Consider the following 25,961-nt stretch of genomic DNA (forward strand, 5'->3'; position numbering starts at 1 on the left):
CCGTGCGGCATCGCCTGTCGTTCGCCGGTCAGCTGCTGCTCCTGCAACTGGCGATCGTGCTGCTCGTCGTGGGCGCGGTCGCCGCGGTGTCGATCGCCGAGGCCGACGCGAGTTTCCGGCGCGTCGAGGGGGAGCGCCTGCGCTCGGTCGGCGAGAACACCGCGATCAACCGGACCGTACGGCTGGGCCTGGGGAATCCTCTCGGTCGCGAGGCTCTGGAAACCGTCGCCGAGAGCGCCCGCGCCGTGTCCGGGGCCTCCTACGTGCTGGTCACCGACGCGGCCGGCACGATCGTGACCGGGCCCGACGCCGGTCGCAGCGCCCCGCTCGGCACCAGCACCGGGCTGACCGGCCGGTCGTGGGTCGGCGTGATCTCCGACGGCGGCAAATCCCTCGCGGCCCACGTGCCCGTGCTCGACGAGCAGACCGGTAGCTTCATCGGCCTGATCATCGTGGGCCGCGTCTATCCCACGCTGATCGACCAGCTCGGCACGGCCGTCGCCAACCTGCTGACGTACCTGGTCCTGGGTCTGGCCCTGGGCGCCGGGGGCTCGCTGCTGCTGGCCCGCCGGGTCAAGCGGCAGACCCTGGGTCTGGAACCGCGCGAGATCGCCGGCCTGGTCGAGCACCGCGAGGCGATGCTGCACGGCATCAAGGAGGGCGTGATCGGCACCGACCCGGCGCACCGCGTGACGCTGGCCAACGACGAGGCCATCCGGCTGCTCGGCATGCCCACCGACCTGGTCGGCCGTTCCCTCGAGGAGCAACGCCTCGAACCGGCCCTGCTCGACGTGCTGACCGGCCGCTCGTCCGGCGTCGACCAGGTGGTGCTCAGCGACGACCGCGTGGTCGTGCTCAACCGGCAGCCGGTGGTGCTGCGGGACCGTACGGTCGGCTCGGTGACCACGCTCCGCGACCGCACCGAGCTCACCGCGCTGCGCCGCGAACTCGACGTCAGCCGGCACACCACCGACACGCTCCGGGCGCAGGCCCACGAGTTCGTCAACCGGCTGCACACCATCGCCGGCCTGGTCGAACTGGGCGAGCATGAGGAGGTGGTCCGCTACATCACGCGTACGAGCGAACTGCATGAAAGCCTCGACCGCGAGGTCACCGAAGTGGTCGGCGACACCGCGCTGGCCGCCCTGCTGATCGCCAAGGCCAGCCTGGCCGGCGAGCAGGGCGTGACCCTGTCGATCGGCGACGGCACCGACCTGCCCGCGGTGAGCGACCGCCTGTCGGCCGACCTGGTCACGGTGGTCGGCAACCTGGTCGACAACGCGTTCGACGCGGTGCAGCCTGGTGGTGCGATTTCCGTTACCGTACGGGCCGACGAGCGCGAGGTGATCGTGACCGTCACCGACAGCGGGCCCGGCGTGCCGCCCGCCCTCGCGCAGCGGATCTTCCAGCAGGGCTATTCGACCAAGGACGAGAAGCAGGGCCACCACGGTCTGGGGCTGGCGATGATCCGCCTGATCTGCGCTCACCGGGGCGGCTCGGTCGAGGTGTCCGGTTCGACGTTCACCGCCCGCCTGGGCATCTCATGATCCGCGTCCTGGTCGTCGACGACGACTTCATGGTGGCCCGGGTGCATCGCGGCTTCGTCGACCGGATCCCCGGCTTCACCACGGTCGGCGTGGTGCACACCGGCGCCGACGCCCTCACCCGGATCGAGGAGCTGCGCCCCGACCTGGTGCTGCTGGACATCTACCTACCGGATCTGAGCGGCCTCGAGGTGCTGCGCCGCCTGCGCGAGACCGGCGACGGCGAGGGCCCCGACGTCCTCGCGGTGACCGCCGCGCGCGACGTCTCCACCGTGCGGACGGCCCTGCACGGGGGAGTGGTCCACTACGTCCTGAAGCCGTTCACCTTCGACGTCCTGCGCGACCGTCTCGAGCGTTACGCCGCCGCGTACGGCCGCCTGGCCGGCTCGACCGACGTCGACCAGGCCGGGGTCGACGACTTGTTCGTGGCCCTGCGCACGACGAACGCCCCGTTGCCGAAGGGCCTGACCGCCGACACGTCCGCCCTGATCGCCGAAGCCATGCGAGCCAGCGACGCCGACCTCTCCGCCTCGGAGTGCGCCGAGCGCATCGGCCTGTCGCGGGTCAGCACCCGCCGCTACCTGGAGCACTTCGTCACGGCGGGCAAGGCCGAGGTGCGTTTACGGTACGGGTCGGCGGGGCGCCCGCAACGCCGCTACCGCTGGATCGGCTGATGACCCTCATCGACCTCGATCATGCGGGGTCAGCTTCCGATGAAGCGGCCGCGCCGGTCAACCTGCCTCGGCTGCGCCGGATCGCGCTGGTCGTCCTGACCGTGGTGGGCGTGGCCGCGTTGACCGCCTCGGCACCGCCGGCGCCGTCCCGGGTGCGGCCGCTCTGGACGACGGCGTTGCAGCCGAGCGACACCGTCGCCCTGGACGGCCGGACGGTCTACCTGAACCGCAGCAGCCCGTCCGGACCGGCCGAGGTCGTCGCCTATGACCTGCCGACCGGGCGCCTGCGATGGGCAACGCCGACCGGTGACGCGTACGGGATCAGGCCGGTCGGTGATGTCGTCCTGGTGACCACCGGCCCGCTGCCGCGCACGTTGGGACCCCGCACGATCGCGCTCGACGCCGCCACCGGTGCACGACTCTGGCAGACCACCGGGGCCTCGGCCGACCGCGGCGTGCTGCTCACCGAGACCGGCCGGGCCGGGGCGACCACCGGCCTGCGCCTGGTCGGGCTCCGCGACGGCCGCCAGGTGTGGCGGCGGGCGATCACCCCGTCCGAGGAATGGGCGACGATCACCGAGAACGGCCGGCCCACCTCGATCGTCACGGTGACCGCCACCGGCGACGCCACCGTCTACAACTACGACGACGGTTCCGTACGCCACCGCGGCCGCATCCCGTGGAGCGGCGTGTACTCGGCGACGTCCTTCCCGGCCGGCGCCCAGCTGGTGGTGGTCCGGACGGCGTCCGCCCAGACCGTGGCCACCATCTACCGTGCGGCCGACCTGCGCCAGCTGTGGCAGTCCGACGAGCTGATCGGGTACGTCACCACGTGCGGCCCGCTGATCTGCACGGCGGGCGTGCGCGGGGTGGCCGGCCGCGACCCGGTCACGGGCGACGAGCTCTGGCGGCGCGACGACATGAAGTTCGTCTGGGACGTCGGCGCCGGCCGTCTGCTGCTCTCGGCCGGCGCCAACCTGGCCTCGGCCTCGACGGTCCTGGCCGACGCCGCCACCGGCCGCACGATCGGCCGTCCGCTCGGCGGCCAGGAGGCGTTCGTGGCCGGCGAGCCCGGCTCACTGATCCTGCTGCGCGCCACCGGAACCCGTTCCGATCGCACCGCGGTCACCCGCCTCGACCTGGCCGACGGCCGGCAGACCCCGCTGGGCACAGTCGACCGCCTGGCCGAGCAGGACTGCCAGGGCGTTGCGGGCTACCTGCTCTGCTCGCGCGGCAACACCCTGACCGTCACCGCCATCAGCTGACCCACTTCTGGTTGGCGACGCCCACGCAGTCCCACATCTGGACCGGGGTGCCGTTGTCCGTGCTCGGGCCGCGGACGTCGAGGCACTTGCCCGCGTAGCCGTGGATCTCGCCGTCGGTGAAGACCCAGGACTGGTTGGGCACGCCGACGCAGTCCCACATCTGCACCGGGGTGCCATTCGCGGTGCTGGGACCGCGGACGTCGAGGCACTTGCCGCCGTAGCCGACGAGCCGGCCGTCGTTGGTGAGAGTCCAGCGCTGGTTGGCGACGCCGACGCAGTCCCACATCTGCACCGGGGTGCCGTTGTCCGTGCTCGGCCCCCGGACATCCAGGCACTTGCCCGCGTAGCCGCGGATCTCGTTGCCGGCCGGGAGCGCTGACACCGTGTACTGGCGGTGCAGCCACTCGCGGTACATCGGGTCGCAGCCGGCGTCGTCGGGGCAGGTCACGTTCTCGTCATGCTCGGCGTAGGCGGACAGGGCCGCGGCCTTGGCGGCCAGCGCGTCGCCGGTCACGTTCTCGGGCTGCTCCGAGACCGGATAGCCGCGATAGCCGGTGACGCGATGGTCGGTGGCGGCGGCCTTCTGGGCCTCGAAACCGAAACGAGCCGCGGCGTGATGGTCGCTGTGGTCGCCGTCCCCGAAGTCGTTGACGTAGTCCTGGACCCGGACGTGCCGCGGCCGGAACGCGTTCATCAGACCGGTCAAAACCCCGATCAACTGTGTTTTCGTGTACGAGGCCCGGCCGTCGACCGAGGTGATCGTGCCGAGTTCGCCGTTCCACAGCTTCTGCAGGCTCTGCTGTCCGTAGGTGTCGGACCCCTGCCCGTCCGGGATCCCGTCGGGCAGACGCAGGAAGATCAGCCGGAGGTCGTCGTGGCCGCGCAGCGCCGACACCTCGACCGACCGGTTCCCGACCGGGATCGTGCTGCGGGTCCACGCGTCCGCGGCGCCGGCCATCGTGGCGTACGCGGCCTTCGCCCCGGCCTCCCGCCTCTCCCAGTAGTCCCGGTTCCCGCCGGCCTCACCCGCCGTGAGATAGACCGTCGTGACGCATCCGTTCCCGGCGACGTCGGGAAGCAGGTCGGGGCTCATGAAGATGAGGTCGTCGTCCTCATGGGCCACCACGTTCATGACCGGCTCGACACAGAACGGCGCCGCGTCCGCGGTCAGCGCCGGCAGCGCGAGCGACGCCACCCCCAGCGTCAGCACGCTCCCTATGACCATCCACCGCCGCATGACCCACCTCCCGATCGCCCGCCTCACCCACTCCTGGCGGACAGGCGTCGAGGCGGCCTGTATATCGAACCCGCGTCATGTATGCGAACTCGTGGCCCGGCATGCGTTGCCAGGCCGAACGGGATCACGGTAGGTTCGTTCACGCTAGTGAACTGAGGTCCAGTTCGTGGACGACCCGAGAAAGTGGGGCCCCATGCCTAACATCACCGTCGAGTTGCTTGCGGGCCGGTCCGTGGAGCAGCGGAAGGCCTTTGCCCGCGCCGTCACCGAGCACGCCGTGGAGATTCTCGGGGCCCGGCCGCAGGACGTCCGGATGGTGTTCACCGAGATCACGCCGGACACCGTGGCCAACGGCGGGGTGCTGGCCAGCGAGGACGACAGCCGCGCCGGCGTGGTGGCCAAGTTCGCGAACTGACGGACACGTCGCGGGGCCGGGCCGAAACCCGGCCCCGGCAACCCCCGTACGGGAAAAGAAGGAAGTCAGCGCACCAGACGGTTGTCGCGCATGGCGGACAGGCGCGCCTTCACGCTCAGCAGCGTCTCGATGATGAAGTCTTCGCGGCCCTTGTCGAGGCGGCTGATCGGCACCGCGACGCTCAGCGCGTCGTTCGACCGGTGGGAGAACGGCAGCGCCACACCGAAGCAGCGGACACCCAGGCAGGACTCCTCGCTCTCCTCGGCGTAGCCGACCTGGGTGGCCTTGTCGATGATCGCGAGCAGCGCGTCCCGGTCGGTGATCGTCTGCGTGGTGAGCGCCTTGATCTCGTGCGGGACGAGTTCGCCGCGCGCCTCCTCGGGCATCTCGGCCAGCATCGCCCGGCCGAGCGCCGTGGTGTAGGCCGGCAGACGGCGGCCGACCGCGGAGTACATGCGCAGCGGGTGCTTGGATTCGCGCTTGGCCGTGTAGATGACCGACGCGCCCTCCATCCGGCCCAGGTGCACCGTCTCTTCGGTGGCGGTGGCGATCTCGTCCATCACGGCGCCGGCCCGCGAGAGCACCGGATCGCCGTCGAGGTAGGCGGAACTGACGGTCAGAGTGTGCACGCCGAGCCGGTAGACGCTGCCGGTCTGGTCGGTGTCGAGCCATCCGCGGGCGCACATGGTGCGCAGCAGCGCGTGCAGGCTGCTCTTCGGGATGCCGAGGCGTTTGGCCAGCTGCAGCTGGGTCCCGGGCCCGTTGGCGGCGATGTCGTCGAGGACGTCGAGGACGCGCGCAGCGGATTTCACCTGTGAGGTAGCGGGGCTGCCGTTGTCCACCGAGGCCTCCGGGATGTCGTCGGGATCGGCTCACAGTACATCACGGTTCACATACAGGGACCGGCTTCCACCCCTTGACCTGTGATCGGAGCCATATGTATGGTCGCCCTCAGTTCACGTAGCTGAACGTGGTTCACAAGCGAGGAGAAAGTTTTGATCGAGGTTAGGTACTCCGCATCGCCGTCAAGCGTGGAGACGGCGACCACCGCGGACCTGCGTAAGAACTTCCTCGCGGAGGACCTGTTTCACGCCGGCGAGGTCCGCGGCGTCTACACCCACGACGACCGGCTGGTCGTCGGCGGTGCGGTTCCCGGGGCCGGTCAGCTCGAGCTGCCCGCCTGGGAGGTGCTCGGCACCGAGTCGCACCTGGCCCGCCGGGAACTCGGCATCATCAACGTCGGGCAGGCCGGTCACGTGCTCGTCGACAACGAGAAGTTCGAGCTCGACCACCTCGACGGACTGTTCGTCGGCCGGGGGAGCGAGGTGGTCTTCGCGGGCGAGGACGCGGCGTTCTACTTCGTCTCCGCCCCGGCGCACGCGACCTACCCCACCACCCTGCTGACCCACGCGGAGATCGAGCCGGTCAAGCTCGGTACTCCGGCCGGTGCGAACGAGCGCAGCCTCTACCGCTACGCCTGGGGTCAGGAGCTGCAGACCTCGGTGCTCCAGTTCGGCGTGACCGTCATCGCCGACGGCTCGGTCTGGAACACCTTCCCGCCGCACCTGCACGACCGGCGCACCGAGGTGTACCTGTACGTCGACCTGGACGAGAACGACCGGGTCTTCCACCTGATGGGCCGGCCGGGCGCCGCCCGCCACCTGACGGTGCGCAACCGCGAGGCCGTCATCTCGCCGCCGTGGTCGATCCACTCGGGCGTCGGCACCGGCCCGTACGCCTTCATCTGGGCCATGGGCGGCGAGAACAACGACTACACGGACCTGAGCCCGGTGGCGCTGGAGGACCTGTGACCCCCTTCGACCTGCACGGTCGCCGCGCTGTGGTGACCGGCGCGGGCCGGGGTCTGGGGCAGGCCATCGCTCTCGGACTGGCTCAGGCGGGCGCCGACCTCGTCCTCCTGGGGCGGCCGGGAGCCCAGAAGACCACCCGGGACCAGGTAGTTCATCTCGGCCGTGAGGTGGAGGTCGTCGACCTCGACGTCAGCGATCATGAGGCGCTCGAGCGGGTTGTCGCCGAGGTGAACCGCAACTGGCAGGTGGACATCCTGGTGAACAACGCCGGCATCATCGAGCGCGAGGACTCGGTGGATGTGAGCCGCGAGTCGTGGAACCGCGTGGTCGACATCAACCTGAACGGCTTGTTCCTCCTCTGCCAGGCGTTCGGGCGCCCGATGACCGAACGCGGGCACGGCAAGATCGTCAACATCGCCAGCCTGCTCTCCTTCCAGGGCGGCATCCGGGTGGCCTCGTACGCCGCCGCCAAGCACGGCGTCGCCGGAGTCACCAAGGCCCTGGCCAACGAGTGGGGTCCGCACGGCGTGCAGGTCAACGCCATCGCGCCCGGCTACATCGCCACCGACAACACCACCGCGCTCCGGGCCGATCCCGACCGTTCCCGGTCGATCCTCGAACGCATCCCGGCCGGCCGCTGGGGGGACGCCTCCGACATCGCCGGATCCGCCGTATTCCTGAGCTCCGCCGCCTCCGACTACGTCAACGGCCATGTCCTGGTCGTCGACGGGGGGTGGATGGCCCGCTGAACCGGGCCCGATCGAAAGAACCAGCCACCGAAGAACTGAGTGAGGGCCGATAAATGAAGAAAATGGCAGTCATAGTGAGCCTGTCCCTGACCGCCGCCGTCCTGGCCGGTTGTTCCGAGCAGCAGGCCGGCGGAGGTAGCGACACCGCCGCGGCCGACGGTGCCTGCGACCCGTCGAAGGTCCGGCTGGTCGGCCAGGTCCGCAACGAGTCGAACCCGTACGAGGCCTCGTGGCTGACCGGCGGCGACACCTTCGCCAAGTCGGTCGGTCTCACCCAGGAGCGCCTCACCTACGGCGGCGACTCGACGAAGCAGCAGGAGCAGATCAGCCAGATCCTGGCCGGCGACACCAAGTGCCTGGTGATGAACGTGCTGCCGAACGGCGACTCGGACACCGCGCCGATCGTCAAGGGCGCCGACCAGGCCGGTGCCTTCCTGGTCACGCAGTGGAACAAGCCGGCCGACCTCAAGCCGGCCGACTACAAGACCTGGCTCAGCCACATCACCTACAACGGCGAGGAGTCGGGCCAGCAGATCGGTGACGCCCTGGCCGAGAAGATCGGCTCCGGCGGCATCATCGCGCTGCAGGGTGTCCTCGACACGGCGGCGGCCAAGGACCGGTTCAAGGGTCTCCAGGCCTCGCTGGCCAAGAACCCGGACATGAAGCTGCTGGACCAGCAGGCGGCCAACTTCTCGCGGGCCGAGGCGCTGACCGTCACCAAGACGCTGCTGGCCAAGCACGGCGACAAGGTCAAGGGCATCTGGGCCGCCAACGACGACATGGCGCTCGGCGCTCTGGAGGCCCTGCAGCAGGCCGGCAAGACGGGCAAGGTCGCGGTCGCCGGCATCGACGCCGTCCCGGACGCCGTCGCCGCCATCCAGAAGGGCGACATGACCGCCACCGTCTCCAGCGACGGTGCCTGGCAGGGCGGAATCGGCCTCGCCATCGGCTTCTGCTACGCCACCGGCAAGCTGAAGGTGGCCGACACCCCGGCCGACGACCGGGCGTTCTTCGCCAAGCAGTTCCTCATCACGAAGGACAACGCGGCCGAGTTCGCTCAGCCCAAGACCGACCCGGCCGACTTCGAGTGCGGCAACGTCTTCAACCGTAAGGTCGGTCCCCTGACGTGACCGTGACAACCGAGGTCGCCCCAGCGCCTCGCCGTAGCTCTCGGCGAGGCGCGTCGTTCCGGGACGCCGGCCCACCGGTCGCGCTGATCGTCATCTTCGGCGTGTTCGCGGCGTTGAGCCCGCAGTTCCGCAGCTTCGGCAACGTTCAGAACATCGTCGACTCGGCTGCCGTGCTCGCCGTCGTGACCTGCGGAATCACCTTCGTGCTGATGATGGGGTCGATCGACCTCTCGGCAGCCGGGGTGATGGGTGCATCAGCGTTGACCGTCTCCCTCCTGGTGGCCAACAACCGCAACGGCAACGACTTCGGTTTTTTCGGCATCCTGGCCGCCGTCCTGCTGGGCTGCGCGTTCGGTTGCCTGAGCGGGCTCGCGCTGGTCCTGCTCAAGGTGCCGTCGTTCATGGCCACGCTCGGGGTGTCGGCCGTCGGGCTGGGCGTCGCGACCCTGATGTTCGCCGGCGTCCAGCCCAACATCTCCGACGCCGCGCTCAAGGGCTGGGCCGTCGAGCGCTTCCTGGGCTTCTCCTATCTCACCTGGATCGCCGTCGCCTGCATCCTGCTCGGCTGGCTGATCCAGCGGTACACCCGGCTCGGCCGGTACGCCTACGCGATCGGCGGCGCCGAGGAGGTGCTCACCCTCTCCGGGGTGCAGGTACGGCCGTACAAGGTCGCGGTCTTCGCCCTGGCCGGTGCCTTCTACGGGCTGGGCGGGGTGATGGTGACCAGCCAGCTCGGCGCCGGTCTGGTCCAGGCCGGCAACGGCTACGACTTCTCGGCCATCACCGCCGCGGTCGTCGGCGGCACCCTGCTCACCGGGGGCCGGGGCGGCGTCCTGCACTCCGCCGTCGGTGTCCTGCTGGTCATGGTGCTCACGAACGGCCTGGTGCAGGTCGGCGTCAGCCCGTACTGGCAGGGCGGTGTCGAGGGCGTCATCGTCGTGGCCGCGGTCGCCGCCGCGGTCATCCCGCAGCGTCGAAGGAACCAGGTGGTCAAGTGAACGCGCTGGAGGTCCGCGGTCTCGTCAAGCACTACCCGGGCGTGAAGGCCCTCGACGGCGTCGACCTGGTGGTCCGGCCGAACGAGGTGCTGGGCCTGGCCGGCGAGAACGGCGCGGGCAAGTCCACGCTGCTCAAGGCGCTGGTCGGCCTGGTTTCCCCGGATCAAGGCCAGATTTTCGTACGCGGTCAGGCCGTCAAACTGCGCAACGTGGTCGACGCCGCCAACCACGGCATCGGGATGGTCTTCCAGGAGCAGTCCCTGGTGCCCAACCTGACCGCGGCCGAGAACATCGTGCTGGGCAGCGAGGGGGCGGGTGTCCGCCGGGGCATCTACCGCTGGAACGAGATGCGCCGCCTGGCCCAGGAACAGCTCGACAAGATCGGTTCGCCGATCGACCCGCTGGCCCGCACGGACACCCTCACCTTCGCCGAGCGGCAGATGGTCGAGATCGCCAAGGTGCTGCGGATCGAGCAGCGCAGCCAGCATCCGCCGGTGATCATCCTGGACGAGCCGACCTCGGTGCTGGAGTCCAAGGAGATCGAGACGCTGTTCGCGCAGATCCGCCGGCTCCGCGAGTTCGCCTCGGTCGTCTTCGTCTCGCACCGTCTCGACGAGGTGCTGGACGTCTGCGATCGGGTGACCGTGCTGCGCAGCGGGCAGTCGGTCGGTGAGGTCGCCACGGCCGGTGCCGTCCCGCGCGAACTGCACCGGATGATGATCGGCTCGACCGGCTCCGACGACCACTATCACGAGAACGCCGCCACGCCGGTCACTGCGGATCAACCCCGGCTTTCCGTACGCGGTCTGTCCGGCAAGTCGTTCCACGACGTCGACCTGGACGTCGCGGCCGGCGAGATCCTCGCGATCGTCGGCGTGCACGGGTCCGGCCGGGAGGACGTCTGCCGCGCGCTGTTCGGCGCCGAGCCGACCACCGCCGGCGAGATCCGGATGGACGGCACGAAGGTCGACCTGCCCAGCACCCGGGCCGCGTGCGCCGCCGGCATCGGCTACGTGCCGGCCGAACGCAAGATCGAGGGCATGGTCGGCTCGATGTCGGTGGCCGACAACATGACCCTGGCCAAGCAGAAGCCCCGCCTGACCGGGCCGTTCGTGGCCCCGAAGAAGCAGGCCGCCCTGGTCGACAGCTGGATCAAACGGCTTTCCATCCGTACGCCGCGTCGCGACACCGCCATCGGGCGGCTGTCCGGCGGCAACCAGCAGAAGGTCGTCCTGGCCCGCTGGCTGATCGGCGGCGACGTCAAGCTGCTCCTGCTCGACCACCCGACCCGCGGCCTGGACATCGGCGCCCGCTCCGAGGTGTACCGGCTGATGCGCGAGCTCGCCTCCAGCGGGGTCGCCACCGTGCTGCTGGCCGACAGCCTCGAGGAGGCCATCGGCATGGCCGACCGCATCCTGGTGATGAACGACGGACGGGTGGCGGCCGAGGTCGCCTGCCCCAGCGGCGGCAAGCCGAGCCCTCTGGACCTCGTGAAAGAGATGGTATGAGCACCTCCGCCGCCACCGCCGCCGCTCCCGTCGCCGTCAAGGAGCGCCCGCGCCTGAGTGGCTTCATGCCGATCATCGCCCTGGTCGCGCTGATCGCCGCCCTGACCGTCGCCGACCCGGACTTCCTGACGCAGCGCAGCCTGACCGCGGTCTCGCGCACCGCCGCGCCGCTCATCCTGCTCGCCGCCGGGGCGACGATCGTCGTCCTCTGCGGCGGCATCGACCTGTCCATCGCGGCGCTGGCCTCGCTGTCGACCGTCTTCCTGGCCCTGTGGATACCGAACCTCGGCGGCCTGGCCACACTCGCGGTCATCGGAGTCGCGACGCTGATCGGCGCACTGCAGGGCACGGCGCACGTGTTACTGCGGATTCCGTCGTTCATCGTGACCCTCGGCGGGATGAGCATCCTGTCCGCGGTCGCCCTGGTCGTCTCCGGCGCCGGCACCGTACGCGTCGTGGACGACTCGACGGTCAAGTGGCTCGACCTCTACGTCGCCGGCTACGTGCCGATGTCGTTCATGGTCGCGGTCCTCGTGGTCGCGCTGATCGCCCTGCTCCTCAAGGTCACCCCGCTGCAGAGCTGGGTCTCGGCCACCGGGTACGCCGAGTCGGCCGCCCGGCTCGCCGGCACGCCGGTCGACCTGGTCAAGATCGGTGCGTTCGCGGTCTCCGGTGCCTGTGCCGGGCTCGCCGCGGTCATGCTGGTCTCCCGCCAGTTCAGCGGCGGGCCCACGATGGCCGACAACCTGCTGCTGCCCGCGGTCGCTGCGATCGTCGTCGGCGGCACCGCCATCACCGGCGGTCACGGCAGCGTGTGGCGGAGCCTGGCCGGCGCGCTGGTCGTGACGCTGCTGCGGGTGGGCCTGCCGATCGTCGGTGTTCCGTCCGCGTACGAGCAGATCCTCTACGGCGCGATCATCGTCGTCGCCGTCGCTCTCACCCTCGACAAGTCGAAAGTGTCGATCATCAAGTGATTGGAAACGCCGCTATGTCCGCACTGCTGCCCGCCGTCCGCTCGTTCCTGTCCGCGCCCAAGCAGCTGCTCATCGACGGCGAATGGGTGGACGCGAAGGACGGCCGCACGTTCGCCACCATCAACCCGTCGACCGAGGAGGTGCTGGTCCAGGTCGCCCAGGCGTCGTCCGTCGACGTGGACCGCGCGGTCGTGGCGGCCCGTACGGCGTTCGAGGCCGGATCGCCGTGGTCGAAGATGACGCCGCGGGACCGGTCCCACCTGCTGTGGCGCATCGGCGACCTGATCGAGGCCCACGCCGACGAGTTCGCCCAGCTGGAGGCGCTCGACAACGGCAAGCGCGTCGAGGCGGCCCGGGACGGCGACATCGCCACCGCGGCCGAGCTGTTCCGCTACTTCGCGGGCTGGGCGACCAAGATGGAGGGCACCTCGATCCCGATGTCGGTGCCGGGCCGCGAGTTCCACGCGTACACCCGCCGCGAGCCGGTCGGCGTCGTCGCGGGAATCGTGCCGTGGAACTTCCCGCTGCTGATGGCCTGCTTCAAGATCGTTCCGGCGATCACCGCGGGCAACACGGTCATCCTCAAGCCGGCCGAGCAGACCCCGCTGACCGCGCTGCGCCTCGGCCAGCTTCTGCTCGACGCCGGCCTGCCCGCCGGCGTGGTCAACGTCCTGCCCGGCTTCGGTGACACCGGGGCCGCCCTGGTCGACCACCCGGGCGTCGACAAGGTCGCCTTCACCGGCAGCACCGAGGTCGGCAAGAAGATCGCCGCGGGCGCCTCGGCCAACCTCAAGAAGGTCTCGCTCGAGCTGGGCGGCAAGGCCCCGAACATCATCTTCGACGACGCCGACATCGACGCCGCGATCGCCGGGGCCGTGCTGGGTGGCTACTTCAACGAGGGGCAGTGCTGCGTCAACGGCTCGCGCCTGTACGTCCAGCGCGGTGTCTTCGACCAGGTCGTCGAGGGTGTCGCCGCAGCCGCCCGCGCGATCAAGGTGGGCGACGGCTTCGACCCGGCCTCGAACATGGGCCCGCTGGTCTCCCAGGAGCAGTTCGACAAGGTGCTGGGCTACATCCGGGGTGCCGTGGCGGACGGCGCGACGCTGAACGCGGGCAGCGCCGACGCGGCCGGCGAGCGTGGATTCTTCGTGGCGCCGACGCTCATCACCGGCGTCACCGAGCAGATGGCGGTGCAGACCGACGAGATCTTCGGCCCGGTCGTGACCGCGATCCCGTTCGACACCGAGGACGAGGTCGTCGCGGCGGCCAACAACACGGTGTACGGGCTCGCCGCCGGTGTCTGGACGAACAACATCGGCCGGGCGCACCGCGTCGGCGCCCGTCTGCGGGCCGGCACGGTGTGGCTCAACACGTGGCACGCCGACGACGTCACGCTGCCGCGCGGTGGCTTCAAGCAGTCCGGCTGGGGCCGCGAGCTCGGGTCGTTCGGTCTGGACGACTACACCGAGCTCAAGACCGTCATCGCCGAGCTGCGATGAGCGTCGCCGACGTGCTGCGCGGGCACCGGGTGGTGCCGGTCGTCGTCCTGGACGATCCCGGAGCCGCCGATGACCTGGGCGCCGCCCTGGTCGCCGGCGGCCTGCCGGTCGCCGAGGCCACCTTCCGTACGCCCCAGGCGGCGGCCGTCCTCCGCCGCCTGGCCCAGCGCAGCGATCTGGTGGTCGGGGCGGGCACCGTCCTGACCACCCGGCAGGTCGACCAGGCCTACGAGGCGGGCGCCCGGTTCGTGGTCTCGCCCGGCCTGAGCGCCGAGGTCGTCCGCCGCTGTCAGACGCTCGGCCTGCCGGTGATCCCCGGAGTCAGCACCGCCACCGAGATCATGGCGGCGCTGGACCTGGGCCTCGACACCGTCAAGTTCTTCCCGGCCGAGGCCTCCGGCGGGCTGCCCACGGTCAAGGCCCTCGCTGCGGCGTTCCCGCAGGTCCGGTTCGTGCCTACGGGCGGCATCACGGCGCAGAGCGCGCCGATTTATCTCGGCCATCCGTCCGTGGCGGCGATCGGCGCGAGCTGGATGGTGGCGCCCGACCTGCTGGCGGCCGGGAAGTGGGACGAGGTCACCGCGAGGTGCACGGCCACGGTCGCCGCCACCTCCTCCGGCGCCGCCCGATCCGGCGCCTCCACCGACGTACAGGGAAAGGTTTCATGATCGAAATACGGTCAGCCGCCGATTGCGAGTTCGACATCGTCGCGCTCGGCGAGGTGATGCTGCGGCTCGACCCGGGGGAGGGCCGGATCCGTACCGGGCGCCGGTTCGAGGCCTGGGAAGGCGGCGGCGAGTACAACGTCGCGCGCGGGATGCGCAAGGTGTTCGGGCTGCGGGCCGGGGTGGTGACCGCGTTCGCCGACAACGAGATCGGCCGGCTGATCGAGAACCTGATCATGCAGGGCGGTGTCGACACCTCACTGATCCGGTGGGAGAAGTACGACGGCATCGGCCGTACGGTCCGTAACGGGCTCAACTTCACCGAGCGTGGCTTCGGGGTACGCGGTGCGGTCGGGGTGTCCGATCGGGCCCACACGGCGATCGCGAACCTCCGTCCCGGCACGATCGACTGGGACGACCTGTTCGGCCGGCGTGGTGTCCGCTGGCTCCACTGTGGCGGCATCTTCGCGGCCCTGTCCGGGAACGCCGCCGCCGTGGCCGAGGAGGCGATGGCCGCCGCGCAGCGCCACGGCACGGTCGTCTCGTTCGACCTCAACTACCGGCCCAGCCTGTGGGCCGGCATCGGCGGCACGGACGTGGCCCGCGAGGTCAACACCAGGCTGGCCCGGCACGTCGACGTGATGATCGGCAACGAGGAGGACTTCACCGCCGCCCTCGGGTTCGACGTCGAGCACGTGGACGAGAACCTGCGGGCGCTGCCGATCGACAGCTTCGCGGCGATGGTCGGCACGGTGGCCGAGAAGATGCCGTGGCTGTCGGTCGTGGCGACGACGTTGCGGACGGTCCACTCGGCCTCGGACAACGACTGGCAGGCGATCGCCTGGTCACCCGAGACCGGCGTGCTCACGTCGGTGGCACGTGACCACCTGGCCGTCTTCGACCGGGTCGGCGGCGGCGACGGGTTCGCCTCCGGGCTGGTCTACGGGCTGCTCGAGGGCGAGGAGCTGCAGACCTGTCTGGAACTCGGGGCGGCGCACGGCGCGCTGGCCATGACGACACCGGGGGACACCTCGATGGCGACCCGGGAGGAGGTCCGGGCGCTGGCCGCCGGCGGCAACGCCCGCGTACGCCGGTAAAGGCTTGACGGGAGTAGGCCCGGGGGACTTTTCCCTTCGGGCCTACCTCTTTATCCGGAGATGATTCGCATACATGAACTCAGAATATATTTGTTCATGTATATAGACACAGTTCTTCACAATGTCTTACGTTCAGGCCACTCGGTGGCGGCTCCGTCCTCGCCGCCACCCTCAGCCCGAACCGCGAGGGATCTCTCATGAAAGTGCCCCGCAGGTCTGTCCGCTCCCTTCTTGCCGCATTGACCTTTTTCGTTGCTGCCGTTGCCGCCCCGGCGCCGGCCGCCGCTGTCCCGGATGGACAGTTGAACGTCCTGCTCTTCTACAAGCCCAACTTCCACGCCTCGAACGTCCAGGCCCGCACCGCCGTCCGGAACCTGGCCACCCAGCTCGGCACGCAGTACAACCAGCCGGTCACCATCCAGGAGACCGACGACCCCGCGGCGTTCACCACCGCGAACCTGGCCAACAAGGACACTGTGGTCTTCGCCCAGACCGGCGGTGTGCTGTTCAACGCGTCGCAGCGCTCGGCGCTCGAGGCCTATATCCGCGGTGGCGGCGGCTACATGGGAATGCACTACGCCGCCTGGTCGGTCGGTGAGAGCGAGCACGACGTCAACCCGTTCTACGCCCGGCTGGTCGGCGCCGTCTCCGAAGGACACCCGGAGAACCCTGGCGTCCGCCCCGGCCGCGTGTTCGTGAAGGACACCGCCCACCCGCTCACCCAGGGCGTGACCGGTTCGATCACCCGCAGCGACGAGTGGTACGACTGGGTGGTCAACCCGGCGCCCAACGTCCGTACGCTGATCGAGGCGGACGAGTCCTCGTACGGCGGCGGCCACAATGGAACGTCGCACCCGGTCACCTGGTGCCAGACGATCGACTCGGGCCGCTCCTGGTACACGTCGATGGGCCACGAGGGCACGGCGTACTCCGAGTCCTACATGCTGGCCCAGATGAAGAACGGTCTCGCGTACGCCGCGGGGCTGCTCAACGCCGACTGCTCGCCCCCGGTGAAGGACCGGGCCGGCGCGTGGAGCCCGATCACCCCGTGGCCTCTGGTGCCGATCAACATGGCACTCACCTCGGACGGCAAGGTGCAGTCGTTCGGCAGCGTCGGCGGCTGGGGCACCGACACCAACCCGTACGACTGGTCGGGCAACAGTGCGGTCACCCAGGGCGGCCACATGGAGATCGACATCTGGGATCCCGCGGTGCCGCGCAATCTGTCCAATGTGACCGCCGGCATCCTCCCGAACGTCACCTACACCGACCTGTTCTGCTCCATGCAGGTGCAGAACGCGCACGACCACTCCACCATGACGGTCGGCGGTGACGACGGCATGGGCGGCAACGCCCCCAACGACGGCTCGGTCGGCGTCACCAGCTACTCGACCAACAACGGGCTGCAGACCAAGGCGCCGCTGAACATCCCGCGCTGGTACCCGACCGGCACCACCATGCCCAACGGCGACATCGTCGTGCAGGGCGGCAGCCTCAAGGGCGGGCCGGGCGGACCCGGGGTGCTGACCCCGGAGATCTACACCCCGCAGTCCGGTTCGGGCTGGAAGCTGCTCGACGGCGCGCGCAGCCCCGCCGCGTACGGGGACGGCGGCTCGGACCACGCCGGCGCCGACGAGAACCGCTGGTGGTACCCCCGGGCGTTCGTGACGCCGGGCAGCGGCACCCTGTTCAACATCACCGGCACCCAGATGTACGAACTCAACCCGGCCGGCAACAACGGCACCGGACAGATCGTCCTGCGCGGCACGCTGCCCACCGGCGTCGCCAACCAGGGCGCCAACGGCAACCCGGTCGGCGCCACCTCCACCGCCACCATGTACCGCCCCGGCAAGATCCTGCAGGTCGGCGGCGGCTGGTGGGGCAACGGCGGCGGCCCGGACGGCGCCCGCGCCGGCTTCACCGTCGACATCACCGGTGGCGCGGCCAACCCGGTCATCGCGTCGACCCCGCCGATGAAGTACCAGCGGCACTGGGCGACCTCGACCGTTCTCCCCGACGGCGACGTGCTCGTGACCGGCGGCGGCCGCGAGAACAACGGCAACGGCGGCTACGTCACCAACGCCGAGATCTGGGACCCGGACACCCGGGCCTGGACCGAGGTCGCCTCGCCCTACCAGCACGCCCGGCTCTACCACTCGGCGGCGCTGCTGCTGCCCGACGGCCGCGTGATGATGGGCGGCGGCGGCACGCCCGGCCCGCGCAACTACACCGACGTCGAGTACTACTCGCCGTCCTACCTGTTCAACGGCGACCAGCTCGCCCCGCGCCCGACGATCAGCACCGCCCCCGCGAAGATCGGCTACAACGGCAGCTTCGCGATCACCGCGTCCAGCACCGTCTCGCGGGTCACGCTGGTCCGCAACGGGTCGGTGACGCACGGCTTCAACAACGACCAGAACTTCCAGGACCTGCAGTTCACGCAGTCCGGCGGGACGGTCAATATCACCGCCCCGGTCAACGGCACGTACGCGCCTCCCGGCTCGTACATGCTGTTCGTCTGGGACGCGTCCGGCACCCCGTCGGTCGCGAAGATCGTCAAGATCGACCCGACGGTGCAGATGACCCAGCTGAACCCGCGGGTCGTCGACCAGTTCGAGTACCCCCGCGTGCCGGTCGAGTGGCGCACCAACGTCGCCCCGGCCACCGTGGACGTCGCTCCCGGCAACAGCCGGATGTCGCCGTGGACGGTCGCGAGCCAGGTTCAGCTCGTCCGGGGAACCGCCACCGGCCAGGGTGGGCTCGGCCTCACCGGCTATCAGCTCAGCCTGGGCACCTCGGGCAACATCAACCGCACCCTCACAAGTCTGACCCCCGGTTCCACCTATCGGGTTTCGCTGCGTTATGCCCGTGACAGCCGGTCTTCCGGCTCTTCCGCGGCCACGGCGGCCCTGACAGTTTCCGGGTTGAGCGCCACGTTGACCGCCACCCAACCCTCAACCGCAAACTATGCGACCTATGCCGGAACCTTCACCGCCGCGTCCAGCACTGCGACGCTGACCCTTCGCAGCACCGGCGGCGCCGGAATGATGGTCGACGACCTCGTGGTCGTGGGCGACGATCCGCCGGTAGCCACCGGTGTTCCCGTCCGCTACGAGTTCGAAGAGGGCACGGGCACCTCGGCGGCCAACACCGGCGCGGCCGGCGGGCCCGGAGCCGCCGTCCTGACCGGCACCACCGGCTGGTCGGCCAACGGCATCATCGGCAAGGCCGTCAACCTGCCCGGCGGCAGCAACACCAACGCCGTCGACCTGCCCGACAACCTGCTGCAGAACGCGGCCAACTTCACCACCGGCTTCTGGGTGCGCCCCGACACCAAGAGCAACTGGACCGGCCTGTTCCACATCGGTGACGGGCTCGGCTCGGCCGGCAGCTACTTCCAGATCCAGATGCAGACCCAGGCGAGCGGCAGTACGGGTCTGGCCGCCACCTTCAAGGCGAAAACCGGCCCCGAGGAACGGGTCTACGCCACACCGGCCCAGGACGTGGTGGCCGGCCAGTGGAACCACGTCGCCTTCACCCGCCAGGGTGCGGTCGGCACGCTCTACCTCAACGGGGCGGCGATCGCCAGCCGTACGAACCTGACCGTCGACATGAGCGCGATCGGCCCGACCACCAACAACTGGCTGGGCCGCAACGGTTACGGCGACGCCCCGTTCGACGGCCTGATGGACGACGTACGCCTGTACACGTCCACCCTGAGCGCGGCCGACGTGGCCGCGATGTACGCCGAGGGCTCGTCGGTGCGCTACACCTTCGACGAGGGCCAGGGCACGACTGCCTCCAATGGTGGAACCAAGACGTCGATCGGCGCCGCCACCCTGCAGGGCACGACGGCCTGGACCACCACGGGCCGGTTCGGCAACGCGGTGTCACTGCCCGGCGGCGCCGCCACGTCGGGCAACGAGGTCCGGCTCCCCGACAACATCGAGGCCGGCCTGACCAACCAGTTCACCGTCTCCTTCTGGGCCCGGCCCGACATGTTGCCGAGCTGGGTGCCGTTGCTGCAGATCGGAAGCAGCACCGACACATTCTTCCTGCTCCAATCAGCGACGAACGGAGGAACAACCGGCTTCGGCGCCACCTTCAAGGCCCCCGGAGTGGCCGCACAGGAGCGGCTCCTGCTGGGCGCAGGTCGCGACCTGCCACTGAACCAGTGGACACACGTGGTCTTCACCCAGAACGGCTCCAGCGGAAAGATCTACTTCAACGGCGTCCAGCAGGCCGTCCGCAACGATCTCCCCATCACCATCGGTGACGTCGGCGTGGGCGGCAACACCACAGCCAACTTCCTCGGCGGGACGAGCTGGGGCGACTCGCGGTTCGACGGCTCCATCGACGACTTCCGTCTCTACAGCTACGAACTGACCGCCGACCAGGTGACCCAGCTGAACTCGGGTCGCCGATAAGCGGACGGCCCCCGGGGATCCGTCCTCCCCGGGGGCCGTTTGCGGGCGGTCGCCATGATGGCCGATATGCGACGCATATTGATTGCCATGATTGCTGCGGTGGTGGGCCTGCTGGCCGCCGCCGTGCCGGCCGTGGCGCACCCACGGGGGATTCCGGATCGGTTCATGTTGCAGCCGGACGACCTGGGCGGTGCGGTGCCCGGCCCGGTTGAGGCGGGGCTGGCGTGGCCGCTGCTGCCACAACCGTGTGCGGACCGGCCGATCCCGCGCCCGGTGGTGAGCCGGGCACAGGCCGCCGACTACAACACCCGGTTCCGCGTCTACCAGAACGTGGCCCGGTTCCGGGGCGACGGCGCTCAGCGCTATCTCACCGAGCTGAAGTCTCAACTCGCCGAGTGTGGTGTCGGCGGCGGCGACGACGGTTTCGACCCGATCGCCGAGGACCACCTCGGCCCGGACACCGTGCTGTTCCAGGGCAACTACGACCAGGGCGACCGCTGGGTCGCCTACGTGGCGGCAGCGGTGGGCCGCCACGTCGTGGTCATCATGGTCTCCGACTCCTACCTCGGCGCCGGCGACCCGACCGTCGCGAACGGCCTCGCCCAGGCGGCGATGGCCCGCCTCCGATAGGCAGCAGCCCGGCCCGGACCGCACGGTCCGGGCCGGGTCCGGATCAGGTCGCCGGGATCGGCCGGTCGAGCATAACGCAGACGGCCGCGTCGACCACCGCCTGGTCCGCCACCGCCACCTCGGGGAACTTGGCCCCGAACTGCGTGGTCGACACCACGGTCATGGTGCGGCGGCCGGTGCTGTCGGTGTAGTTCTGGCTTCCGTATCCGGGGATGCCGCCCGTGTGGCCCCACACGGTGCCGCACGAGTTGGTGTACTCCATGACGCCCAGGCCGTACCGCATACTGCCGTCGCCGGCCGGGTCCTCCACGGTTACCCGCATCTGGGCGAGCTGCGCGGCCGGGAGCAGGCGGCCCGAGAACAGCGCACTGAGGAAACGCGTGAAGTCGCGCGGGGTGGAGACGACCGCGCCCGCGGCCCAGGCCCAGCTCGGGCTCAGGCCGGTCACGTCGGTGTGCTCGTGGCGGGTGGGCCCGGCGAAGGCGGTTCCGGCCGGGGCTCCGAACTGCTCGAGCAACGGCGCGAGGTGAGCCCCGTCCGGCTCGTACCCGCGGGCGAGCCGGTTGCCGTCACGGGAGCGTCCATCAGTCGCGAAGTAGGTGTCGCGCAGACCGAGCGGCCGGACGATCCGGTCGCGCAGAAGGACGGGAAGGCTCTTGCCGGTGGCCTGCTCCAGGATCATGCCGAGCGCGATGTAGTTCGTGTCGCTGTAGGAGAAGCGCTCTCCGGGTGCACCCTTGGCCGGATATCGCGCGGCGATGTCGAGGAGCTGCTGCGGCGTGTAGTCGCGCGGCTGCTCGCCGGTCACCGCCCGCAGCACCTCGGTGTCGAACCGCGCCTCCTCGACGTCGACGAGGTAGTCGGGCAGCCCGCTGGTGTGGTTCAGCAACATTCGTACGGTGATCCTCCGCCCGTCGGCGAGGGCGCCGGGCAGCCACCTGGCCACCGGATCGTCGAGGCGCACCCGCCGTTCCGCGACCAGCTGCATGACCAGCGTCGCGACCATGACCTTGGTGTTGGAGGCCATCCGGAACTGGTCGTCCACGGACAGCCGATGATCGGCCCGGGTCCAGGACGCCTGCCGGGCCACCTCGATCGTCCGCCCGCTGCCGTTGTCGATGCGGATGACCACTCCGGGCGCTCCGCTTCGCACTTCGCGGTCGGCCAGCGCGGCCAGTGATGTGCCGGCGACGACCGGGTGGGCGCCGAGGCCGAGCAGGCCGGCCAAGGCGACGGCGAACGCTTTCATGCGGGCACTCCTCTATGGCGATCGATATGTCAAAAAAGAACGCTACCCATGCCCGTACGGAAGGAATAGTTGCTGTCTTTGCTTTGGTGGCTAGATTATTAACGTGGATTCGATCGATCGTCAGATTCTTAACCAGCTCACCGTCAACGCCCGGACGAGCCTGACCGACATCGCCCGGACGGTCGCGTTGTCGATCCCGGCGGTGAAGCGGCGGATCGACCGCCTGGAACGCGACGGCGTGATCCGCGGCTACACCACGATCGTCGAAGAGCCGGGCACCCGGAAACTGCACGCCATCGTCGAACTGTTCTGCACCGCCCGCACGGAACGGGACGACGTCATCCGGGTCTTCGAGGGCCGGCCCGAGGTGCTGATCGCCTTCTCGGCGGCCGGCGACAGCGACGTGGTCATGCTGGTGCAGACCGACGGCACCGACCATCTGGAGTCGTTCCTGATCGATCTGCGCCGCAATCCGCACGTCGCCCAGACCCGGTCGCGAGTCATGCTCAACACCCTGATGGGACGCATCCCTCTCGGACAGAGCTGACCACGGATCGGGGTTTGCGGCGGCTGATCACCGCCCATGAGGCTCTCCAGCACCGCCTCCTGCAACCGCAATAGTGTGTGTCCGGAGGGGGACTTGAACCTCCACGTCCATCCGTGCCGACGTCCAGTGCTCCGGCTTCAGCGGGACTGCCAGGCCGACCACAAGTCGGCGTACCGGCCGCCCGCCGCCACCAGGTCGTCGTGGGTGCCGGACTCGACTACCTGGCCGTGCTCCAGGACCAGCACCCGGTCGGCCGCCGCGGCCTGGGTCAGGCGGTGAGCCACGACCAGCGTAGTGCGGCCCCGCGTCGCGGCCAAGGCAGCCTCCTCCAACCGCCGCGCACCGGAACTGCCCGCCTCAGCCGTGGCCTCGTCGAGCACCGCCACCGCCGGGTCGAGCAGCACCAACCGGGCCAGCGCCAGCTGCTGAGCCTGCGCAGCGGTCAACGGATGCCCGCCCTCGCCGACCACGGTGTCCAGACCGGACGGCAGCGCCGATGCCCACTCCAGAGCGCCGACCGTGGCCAGCGCCGCCGCCACGTCCCCATCGGGACGGGCCAGGCGCAGGTCCTCGATGAGCGGGCCGGCGAACACGTGCGTCTCCTGGCTCACGACGGCCACCGCGGACGGCGGGACTTCGTGGGACGGGACTCCGCCGACCAGGGCCTCACCGCGATCGGGACGTAGGATGCCCGCGGCCAGGGAAGCAGCAGTGGTCTTGCCCGCCCCGGTCGAACCGACCAACGCGACCCGCTCTCCCGGCTCGATGCGCAGGTCGACGTCCGTCAGTACGGGAGTCGTTCCGTCGTAGGTGAACGACACTCCGCGGAGCTCCAGCGAGCTGTCTGACGGCGTACGGGAAACCGGGGTTGGTTGTTCCAGTTGCCGGACGCCGACCAGGCGGGCCAGGCTCGCGCCGGCCGACTGGATGTCGTCGAAGGTGAACATGACCAGGGCGACCGGGTTGAACAGGCGGTGGAAGAGGACCGCGGCCGCCGCCGTCTCGCCGACCGTGACGTAGCCGCCGTCGACCAGGAAGAAACCGACGGTGAGGATGGCAGCCAGTCCCAGGAACTCGCTGCGGTTGATGCGCCAGCCGAAGCGCATGAACAGGCCGAACACGTTGCGTTCGACGTCGCGGGCGCGTTCCGACGTGGTGCGCAGGGCGTCCAGGTGCTGGTCGGAGACGCGGTAGGCGTGGACCGTACGGGCGCCCTGCAGGCTTTCGACCAGCTGCTGGGCCCGGGCGCCGACGGCTTCGCGCTGGGCGGCGTACTGGGGGCCGGAGCGGGGGAGGTACCAGCGCAGTCCCAGGACATAGGACGGAACCGCGGCCAGGCCGGCCAGGCCCAGGCGCCAGTCGAGGCCGAACATCGCGACCAGGCTCAGCGCGCCCAGCAGCAGCGCCGAGACGACCTGGGGGAGGACGCCCGAGGCGGCGCGGCCGATTGCGGCGACGTCGGCGCCGACGCGGGAGAGCAGGTCGCCGCGGCCGGTGCGGTCGAGCACGGTGGCGGGCAGGTGCAGGGCGACGGTGAGGGTGCGTTCGCGGAGGGCGGCCAGGATGCTCTCGCTGAGCCGGGCGATCAGCCACCAGGACAGGCCGGTGGTGATGCCCGCGACCGGCGCGGCGGCGACCACGACGACGGCGATCGGCACGATGGCGTCGACCCCGGCGCCGTCGCGGACGTCGTCGACGAGCAGGCCCAGGGCGTAGACGGCGATGATCGAGGCGGCGCCGGCGGCCAGGCCGGTGAGCAGAGTGAGGGCGACCTCGCCGGGGCGGGCCTTCAACTGTCCGCGCAGCCAGCGCCAGGTCTCCGTGGCAGTGGCGATGGGCAGGCCGGTCATCGCAGCACCACCGCCCGGTAGGCCTCGTTCGACGCGGTCAGTTCGGCGTGCGCCCCGGAGGCGCTCACCGCGCCGTCCCGCAGCATCACGACCCGGTCGGCCTGGGCCAGCAGCGCCGGGCTGCCGGTCAGGACCAGGGTCGCGCTGCGGGAGCCGGGGGCATGCCGCAATTCCCGTACGCCGTGGGCCACCGTGTGCTCGGTCACCGCGTCCACCGCGGTGGTCGGATCGTGCAGCACGAGCACCGGGGGAGCGGCGAACAGCGCGCGGGCCAGCGCGATCCGTTGCCGTTGCCCGCCGGAGAGGCCGGTGCCGCGTTCGGTGACCGCGCCGTCCAGGCCGTCGGGGTGGGCGGTGACGACCTCGTCGGCCGCGGATGCTTTCAGCGCGGCCTTCAGGTTCGCCGGTGATTCGCCGCCGATCGCCACGTTGGAGCGGAGCGTGCCGGTGAACAGATCGGCGTGGTGCGGTTCGACCAGCACGTGGCGTGACGGGTCGGCCAGGTCGGCCAGCGCGGTGCCACCGAGGGTGACGGTGCCCGATTCGGCCACCGTGTCGACCGCCAGTAACCGGATCAGTGCGTCGGCCTCGGCGGGCGAGCACACGACCCCGACCAGCTCGCCCGGTGCGAGATGCAGATCAAGACCTTCCAGAGCGCCCGCCCGTACGCCGTTCAGCTCCAGCCGCGCATCCGGCGCGACGCCGGTCGTGTCGCCGTGCGGGCGGGCCGGTTCGGCGGTGAGCACCCGGTTGATGCGCGCGGCCGAGGCCTTGGCGTCGGCCACCGAACCGGGCAGCCCGGCCAGCGCGCCCAGCGGCTCGATCAGGAACTGGGCCAGCCCGATCACCGTGATGAACTGGCCCACGCTGATCCGCCCGGTCAGCGCGAACCAGCCGGCGAGGATCGCGACCCCGCCCGCCAGCAGTGCGCTGACCGTGGTCGAGACGGCCCGGTAGACGCCCTGCACGCGGGCCGCGCTCAGGGTTGCGTCCAGCGAACGGCGGCTGACCTCGTGGTAGCGGCGTGCGGCCGCGTCCTGGGCGCCGATGCCCCGGATCGGCCGCAGCCCGGTGACCAGGTCGGTGGCCAGCGCGGTGGCCCGTCCGGCCTGTTCCTGCTGGTCGGCGACCCGGCGGGTGATCCGCGGGCCGATCAGCTGCAGGCCGCCGAGCAGCAGGGGAGTGGCCACCAGCACGGCCAGCGCCAGCGGCACCGAGATGAGGAACAGCGAGACGGCCGAGACGATCACGGCCACCAGCGAGCCGGCGAACCGGGGGACGTAGTCGAGCAGGTACGACGTACGGTCGGCGTCGCTCGTCGAGACGCTCAGCACCTCGCCCGCGCTCAGGCCGGTGCGGGCGCCGCGCGGGTCGAGCACCTTGGCCGCGACCTCGAGACGCAGCCGGTGCGCCTCCTCGGTGATCGCGTCGACGAGGCGGCGGGCGCCCAGCCGGTAGACCGTGTTGAGCAGGAAGAACAGCAGGGCCAGGGCGGCCACGCCGAGCGCCAGGCGGGCGAGGTTCCCGGTCGCCACCGCTTGGTCGACCAGCACCCCGATCATGATCGGGACCAGTGCCTCGCAGGCCTGGTGACCGCTGACCAGCGTGGTGCCGACGGTCAGCCGGCGGGCATTGCGCGTGACCGCGCGCCGCAGCACGCTTGTCTGTCCTCCGTTCACGGGCGCAGCTTAG

21 protein-coding genes are annotated in these 25,961 nt (G+C 70.4%); 16 read left to right on the forward strand and 5 right to left on the reverse strand.

Annotated features, from left to right (window positions below; all coding sequences use genetic code 11):
- Nucleotides 1–2 precede the first annotated feature (2 nt).
- From KOI35_RS09340 to KOI35_RS09350, 3 genes are read left to right on the forward strand one after another with little or no spacing between them, the layout of a single operon-like run.
- On the forward strand, nt 3–1,547 hold the full coding sequence (locus KOI35_RS09340; protein WP_215785688.1) for a sensor histidine kinase: 1,545 nt from the start codon (nt 3–5) through the stop codon (nt 1,545–1,547).
- Complete coding sequence (locus KOI35_RS09345) at nt 1,544–2,218, forward strand: response regulator (protein WP_215785689.1); 675 nt, start codon at nt 1,544–1,546, stop codon at nt 2,216–2,218. The genes KOI35_RS09340 and KOI35_RS09345 overlap by 4 nt, the downstream gene beginning before the upstream one ends.
- Complete coding sequence (locus KOI35_RS09350; RefSeq protein WP_215785690.1) at nt 2,218–3,483, forward strand: outer membrane protein assembly factor BamB family protein; 1,266 nt, start codon at nt 2,218–2,220, stop codon at nt 3,481–3,483. The genes KOI35_RS09345 and KOI35_RS09350 overlap by 1 nt, the downstream gene beginning before the upstream one ends.
- Here KOI35_RS09350 and KOI35_RS09355 read toward each other — a convergent pair.
- Nucleotides 3,476–4,720, reverse strand: a complete 1,245-nt coding sequence (locus KOI35_RS09355; protein WP_215785691.1) for a lectin — start codon at nt 4,718–4,720, stop codon at nt 3,476–3,478. The two genes, KOI35_RS09350 and KOI35_RS09355, sit on opposite strands and share 8 nt — an antisense overlap.
- Nucleotides 4,721–4,913: 193 nt before the next feature.
- Between KOI35_RS09355 and KOI35_RS09360 the strand changes: the two genes are divergently transcribed.
- A complete protein-coding gene (locus KOI35_RS09360; protein WP_215785692.1) occupies nt 4,914–5,135 on the forward strand; it encodes a tautomerase family protein in 222 nt (73 codons plus the stop codon).
- 65 nt (nt 5,136–5,200) lie between these two features.
- On the opposite strand, the gene KOI35_RS48820 is transcribed toward KOI35_RS09360, so the two are convergent.
- On the reverse strand, nt 5,201–5,977 hold the full coding sequence (locus tag KOI35_RS48820; RefSeq protein ID WP_215785693.1) for an IclR family transcriptional regulator: 777 nt from the start codon (nt 5,975–5,977) through the stop codon (nt 5,201–5,203).
- Between the two features lie 189 nt (nt 5,978–6,166).
- Here KOI35_RS48820 and kduI point away from each other — a divergent pair, with 189 nt between their 5' ends.
- From kduI to KOI35_RS09420, 11 genes are all read left to right on the forward strand, one after another.
- A complete protein-coding gene (kduI, locus tag KOI35_RS09370) occupies nt 6,167–6,946 on the forward strand; it encodes a 5-dehydro-4-deoxy-D-glucuronate isomerase (protein WP_215785694.1) in 780 nt (259 codons plus the stop codon).
- A complete protein-coding gene (gene kduD / locus KOI35_RS09375) occupies nt 6,943–7,695 on the forward strand; it encodes a 2-dehydro-3-deoxy-D-gluconate 5-dehydrogenase KduD (protein WP_215785695.1) in 753 nt (250 codons plus the stop codon). The genes kduI and kduD overlap by 4 nt, the downstream gene beginning before the upstream one ends.
- Nucleotides 7,696–7,757: 62 nt before the next feature.
- Nucleotides 7,758–8,825 (forward strand): sugar ABC transporter substrate-binding protein, encoded by a 1,068-nt coding sequence (locus KOI35_RS09380; RefSeq protein WP_215785696.1) that lies wholly within the window; start codon nt 7,758–7,760, stop codon nt 8,823–8,825.
- Nucleotides 8,822–9,823 (forward strand): ABC transporter permease, encoded by a 1,002-nt coding sequence (locus KOI35_RS09385; RefSeq protein WP_215785697.1) that lies wholly within the window; start codon nt 8,822–8,824, stop codon nt 9,821–9,823. The genes KOI35_RS09380 and KOI35_RS09385 overlap by 4 nt, the downstream gene beginning before the upstream one ends.
- On the forward strand, nt 9,820–11,331 hold the full coding sequence (locus KOI35_RS09390; RefSeq protein ID WP_215785698.1) for a sugar ABC transporter ATP-binding protein: 1,512 nt from the start codon (nt 9,820–9,822) through the stop codon (nt 11,329–11,331). The genes KOI35_RS09385 and KOI35_RS09390 overlap by 4 nt, the downstream gene beginning before the upstream one ends.
- Nucleotides 11,328–12,305, forward strand: a complete 978-nt coding sequence (locus tag KOI35_RS09395) for an ABC transporter permease (RefSeq protein ID WP_215785699.1) — start codon at nt 11,328–11,330, stop codon at nt 12,303–12,305. The genes KOI35_RS09390 and KOI35_RS09395 overlap by 4 nt, the downstream gene beginning before the upstream one ends.
- Nucleotides 12,306–12,319: 14 nt before the next feature.
- Entirely contained in the window at nt 12,320–13,804 is a 1,485-nt protein-coding gene (locus tag KOI35_RS09400; RefSeq protein ID WP_215785700.1) for an aldehyde dehydrogenase family protein, read from the forward strand.
- Entirely contained in the window at nt 13,801–14,472 is a 672-nt protein-coding gene (gene eda / locus KOI35_RS09405) for a bifunctional 4-hydroxy-2-oxoglutarate aldolase/2-dehydro-3-deoxy-phosphogluconate aldolase (RefSeq protein WP_215785701.1), read from the forward strand. The genes KOI35_RS09400 and eda overlap by 4 nt, the downstream gene beginning before the upstream one ends.
- Complete coding sequence (locus tag KOI35_RS09410) at nt 14,469–15,566, forward strand: sugar kinase (protein WP_215785702.1); 1,098 nt, start codon at nt 14,469–14,471, stop codon at nt 15,564–15,566. The genes eda and KOI35_RS09410 overlap by 4 nt, the downstream gene beginning before the upstream one ends.
- 302 nt (nt 15,567–15,868) lie before the next feature.
- On the forward strand, nt 15,869–19,993 hold the full coding sequence (locus tag KOI35_RS09415; RefSeq protein ID WP_215785703.1) for a LamG-like jellyroll fold domain-containing protein: 4,125 nt from the start codon (nt 15,869–15,871) through the stop codon (nt 19,991–19,993).
- An 87-nt stretch (nt 19,994–20,080) separates the two neighbouring features.
- A complete protein-coding gene (locus KOI35_RS09420; protein ID WP_215785704.1) occupies nt 20,081–20,623 on the forward strand; it encodes a hypothetical protein in 543 nt (180 codons plus the stop codon).
- Between the two features lie 43 nt (nt 20,624–20,666).
- On the opposite strand, the gene KOI35_RS09425 is transcribed toward KOI35_RS09420, so the two are convergent.
- Nucleotides 20,667–21,872: a serine hydrolase domain-containing protein gene (locus KOI35_RS09425; protein WP_215785705.1), complete on the reverse strand. Its 1,206-nt coding sequence runs from the start codon at nt 21,870–21,872 to the stop codon at nt 20,667–20,669.
- A 103-nt stretch (nt 21,873–21,975) separates the two neighbouring features.
- Here KOI35_RS09425 and KOI35_RS48825 point away from each other — a divergent pair, with 103 nt between their 5' ends.
- On the forward strand, nt 21,976–22,419 hold the full coding sequence (locus KOI35_RS48825; RefSeq protein ID WP_215785706.1) for an Lrp/AsnC family transcriptional regulator: 444 nt from the start codon (nt 21,976–21,978) through the stop codon (nt 22,417–22,419).
- A gap of 137 nt (nt 22,420–22,556) precedes the next feature.
- Here the strand turns inward: KOI35_RS48825 and KOI35_RS09435 are convergent, their stop codons facing one another.
- Both KOI35_RS09435 and KOI35_RS09440 read right to left on the reverse strand, forming a co-directional pair.
- Nucleotides 22,557–24,269, reverse strand: coding sequence for an ABC transporter ATP-binding protein (locus KOI35_RS09435; protein WP_215785707.1), 1,713 nt, complete (start codon nt 24,267–24,269; stop codon nt 22,557–22,559).
- Nucleotides 24,266–25,948, reverse strand: a complete 1,683-nt coding sequence (locus KOI35_RS09440) for an ABC transporter ATP-binding protein (RefSeq protein WP_215785708.1) — start codon at nt 25,946–25,948, stop codon at nt 24,266–24,268. The genes KOI35_RS09435 and KOI35_RS09440 overlap by 4 nt, the downstream gene beginning before the upstream one ends.
- Between the last annotated feature and the right edge of the window lie 13 nt (nt 25,949–25,961).

The organism is Paractinoplanes bogorensis, assembly GCF_018829635.1.
GTDB classification, from domain to species: Bacteria; Actinomycetota; Actinomycetes; order Mycobacteriales; family Micromonosporaceae; genus Actinoplanes; species Actinoplanes bogorensis.

Excerpts from the sequence above, each read along its gene's own strand:
- KOI35_RS09345 (WP_215785689.1), top strand. The coding sequence starts at position 1,544 with ATGATCCGCGTCCTGGTCGTCGACGACGACTTCATGGTGGCCCGGGTG.
- KOI35_RS09395 (WP_215785699.1), top strand. The coding sequence starts at position 11,328 with ATGAGCACCTCCGCCGCCACCGCCGCCGCTCCCGTCGCCGTCAAGGAG.
- KOI35_RS09420 (WP_215785704.1), top strand. The coding sequence starts at position 20,081 with ATGATTGCTGCGGTGGTGGGCCTGCTGGCCGCCGCCGTGCCGGCCGTG.
- KOI35_RS09360 (WP_215785692.1), top strand. The coding sequence starts at position 4,914 with ATGCCTAACATCACCGTCGAGTTGCTTGCGGGCCGGTCCGTGGAGCAG.
- KOI35_RS09410 (WP_215785702.1), top strand. The coding sequence starts at position 14,469 with ATGATCGAAATACGGTCAGCCGCCGATTGCGAGTTCGACATCGTCGCG.
- KOI35_RS09400 (WP_215785700.1), top strand. The coding sequence starts at position 12,320 with ATGTCCGCACTGCTGCCCGCCGTCCGCTCGTTCCTGTCCGCGCCCAAG.
- KOI35_RS09350 (WP_215785690.1), top strand. The coding sequence starts at position 2,218 with ATGACCCTCATCGACCTCGATCATGCGGGGTCAGCTTCCGATGAAGCG.
- KOI35_RS09425 (WP_215785705.1), bottom strand. The coding sequence starts at position 21,872 with ATGAAAGCGTTCGCCGTCGCCTTGGCCGGCCTGCTCGGCCTCGGCGCC.
- KOI35_RS09355 (WP_215785691.1), bottom strand. The coding sequence starts at position 4,720 with ATGCGGCGGTGGATGGTCATAGGGAGCGTGCTGACGCTGGGGGTGGCG.
- KOI35_RS09380 (WP_215785696.1), top strand. The coding sequence starts at position 7,758 with ATGGCAGTCATAGTGAGCCTGTCCCTGACCGCCGCCGTCCTGGCCGGT.
- KOI35_RS09435 (WP_215785707.1), bottom strand. The coding sequence starts at position 24,269 with ATGACCGGCCTGCCCATCGCCACTGCCACGGAGACCTGGCGCTGGCTG.
- eda (WP_215785701.1), top strand. The coding sequence starts at position 13,801 with ATGAGCGTCGCCGACGTGCTGCGCGGGCACCGGGTGGTGCCGGTCGTC.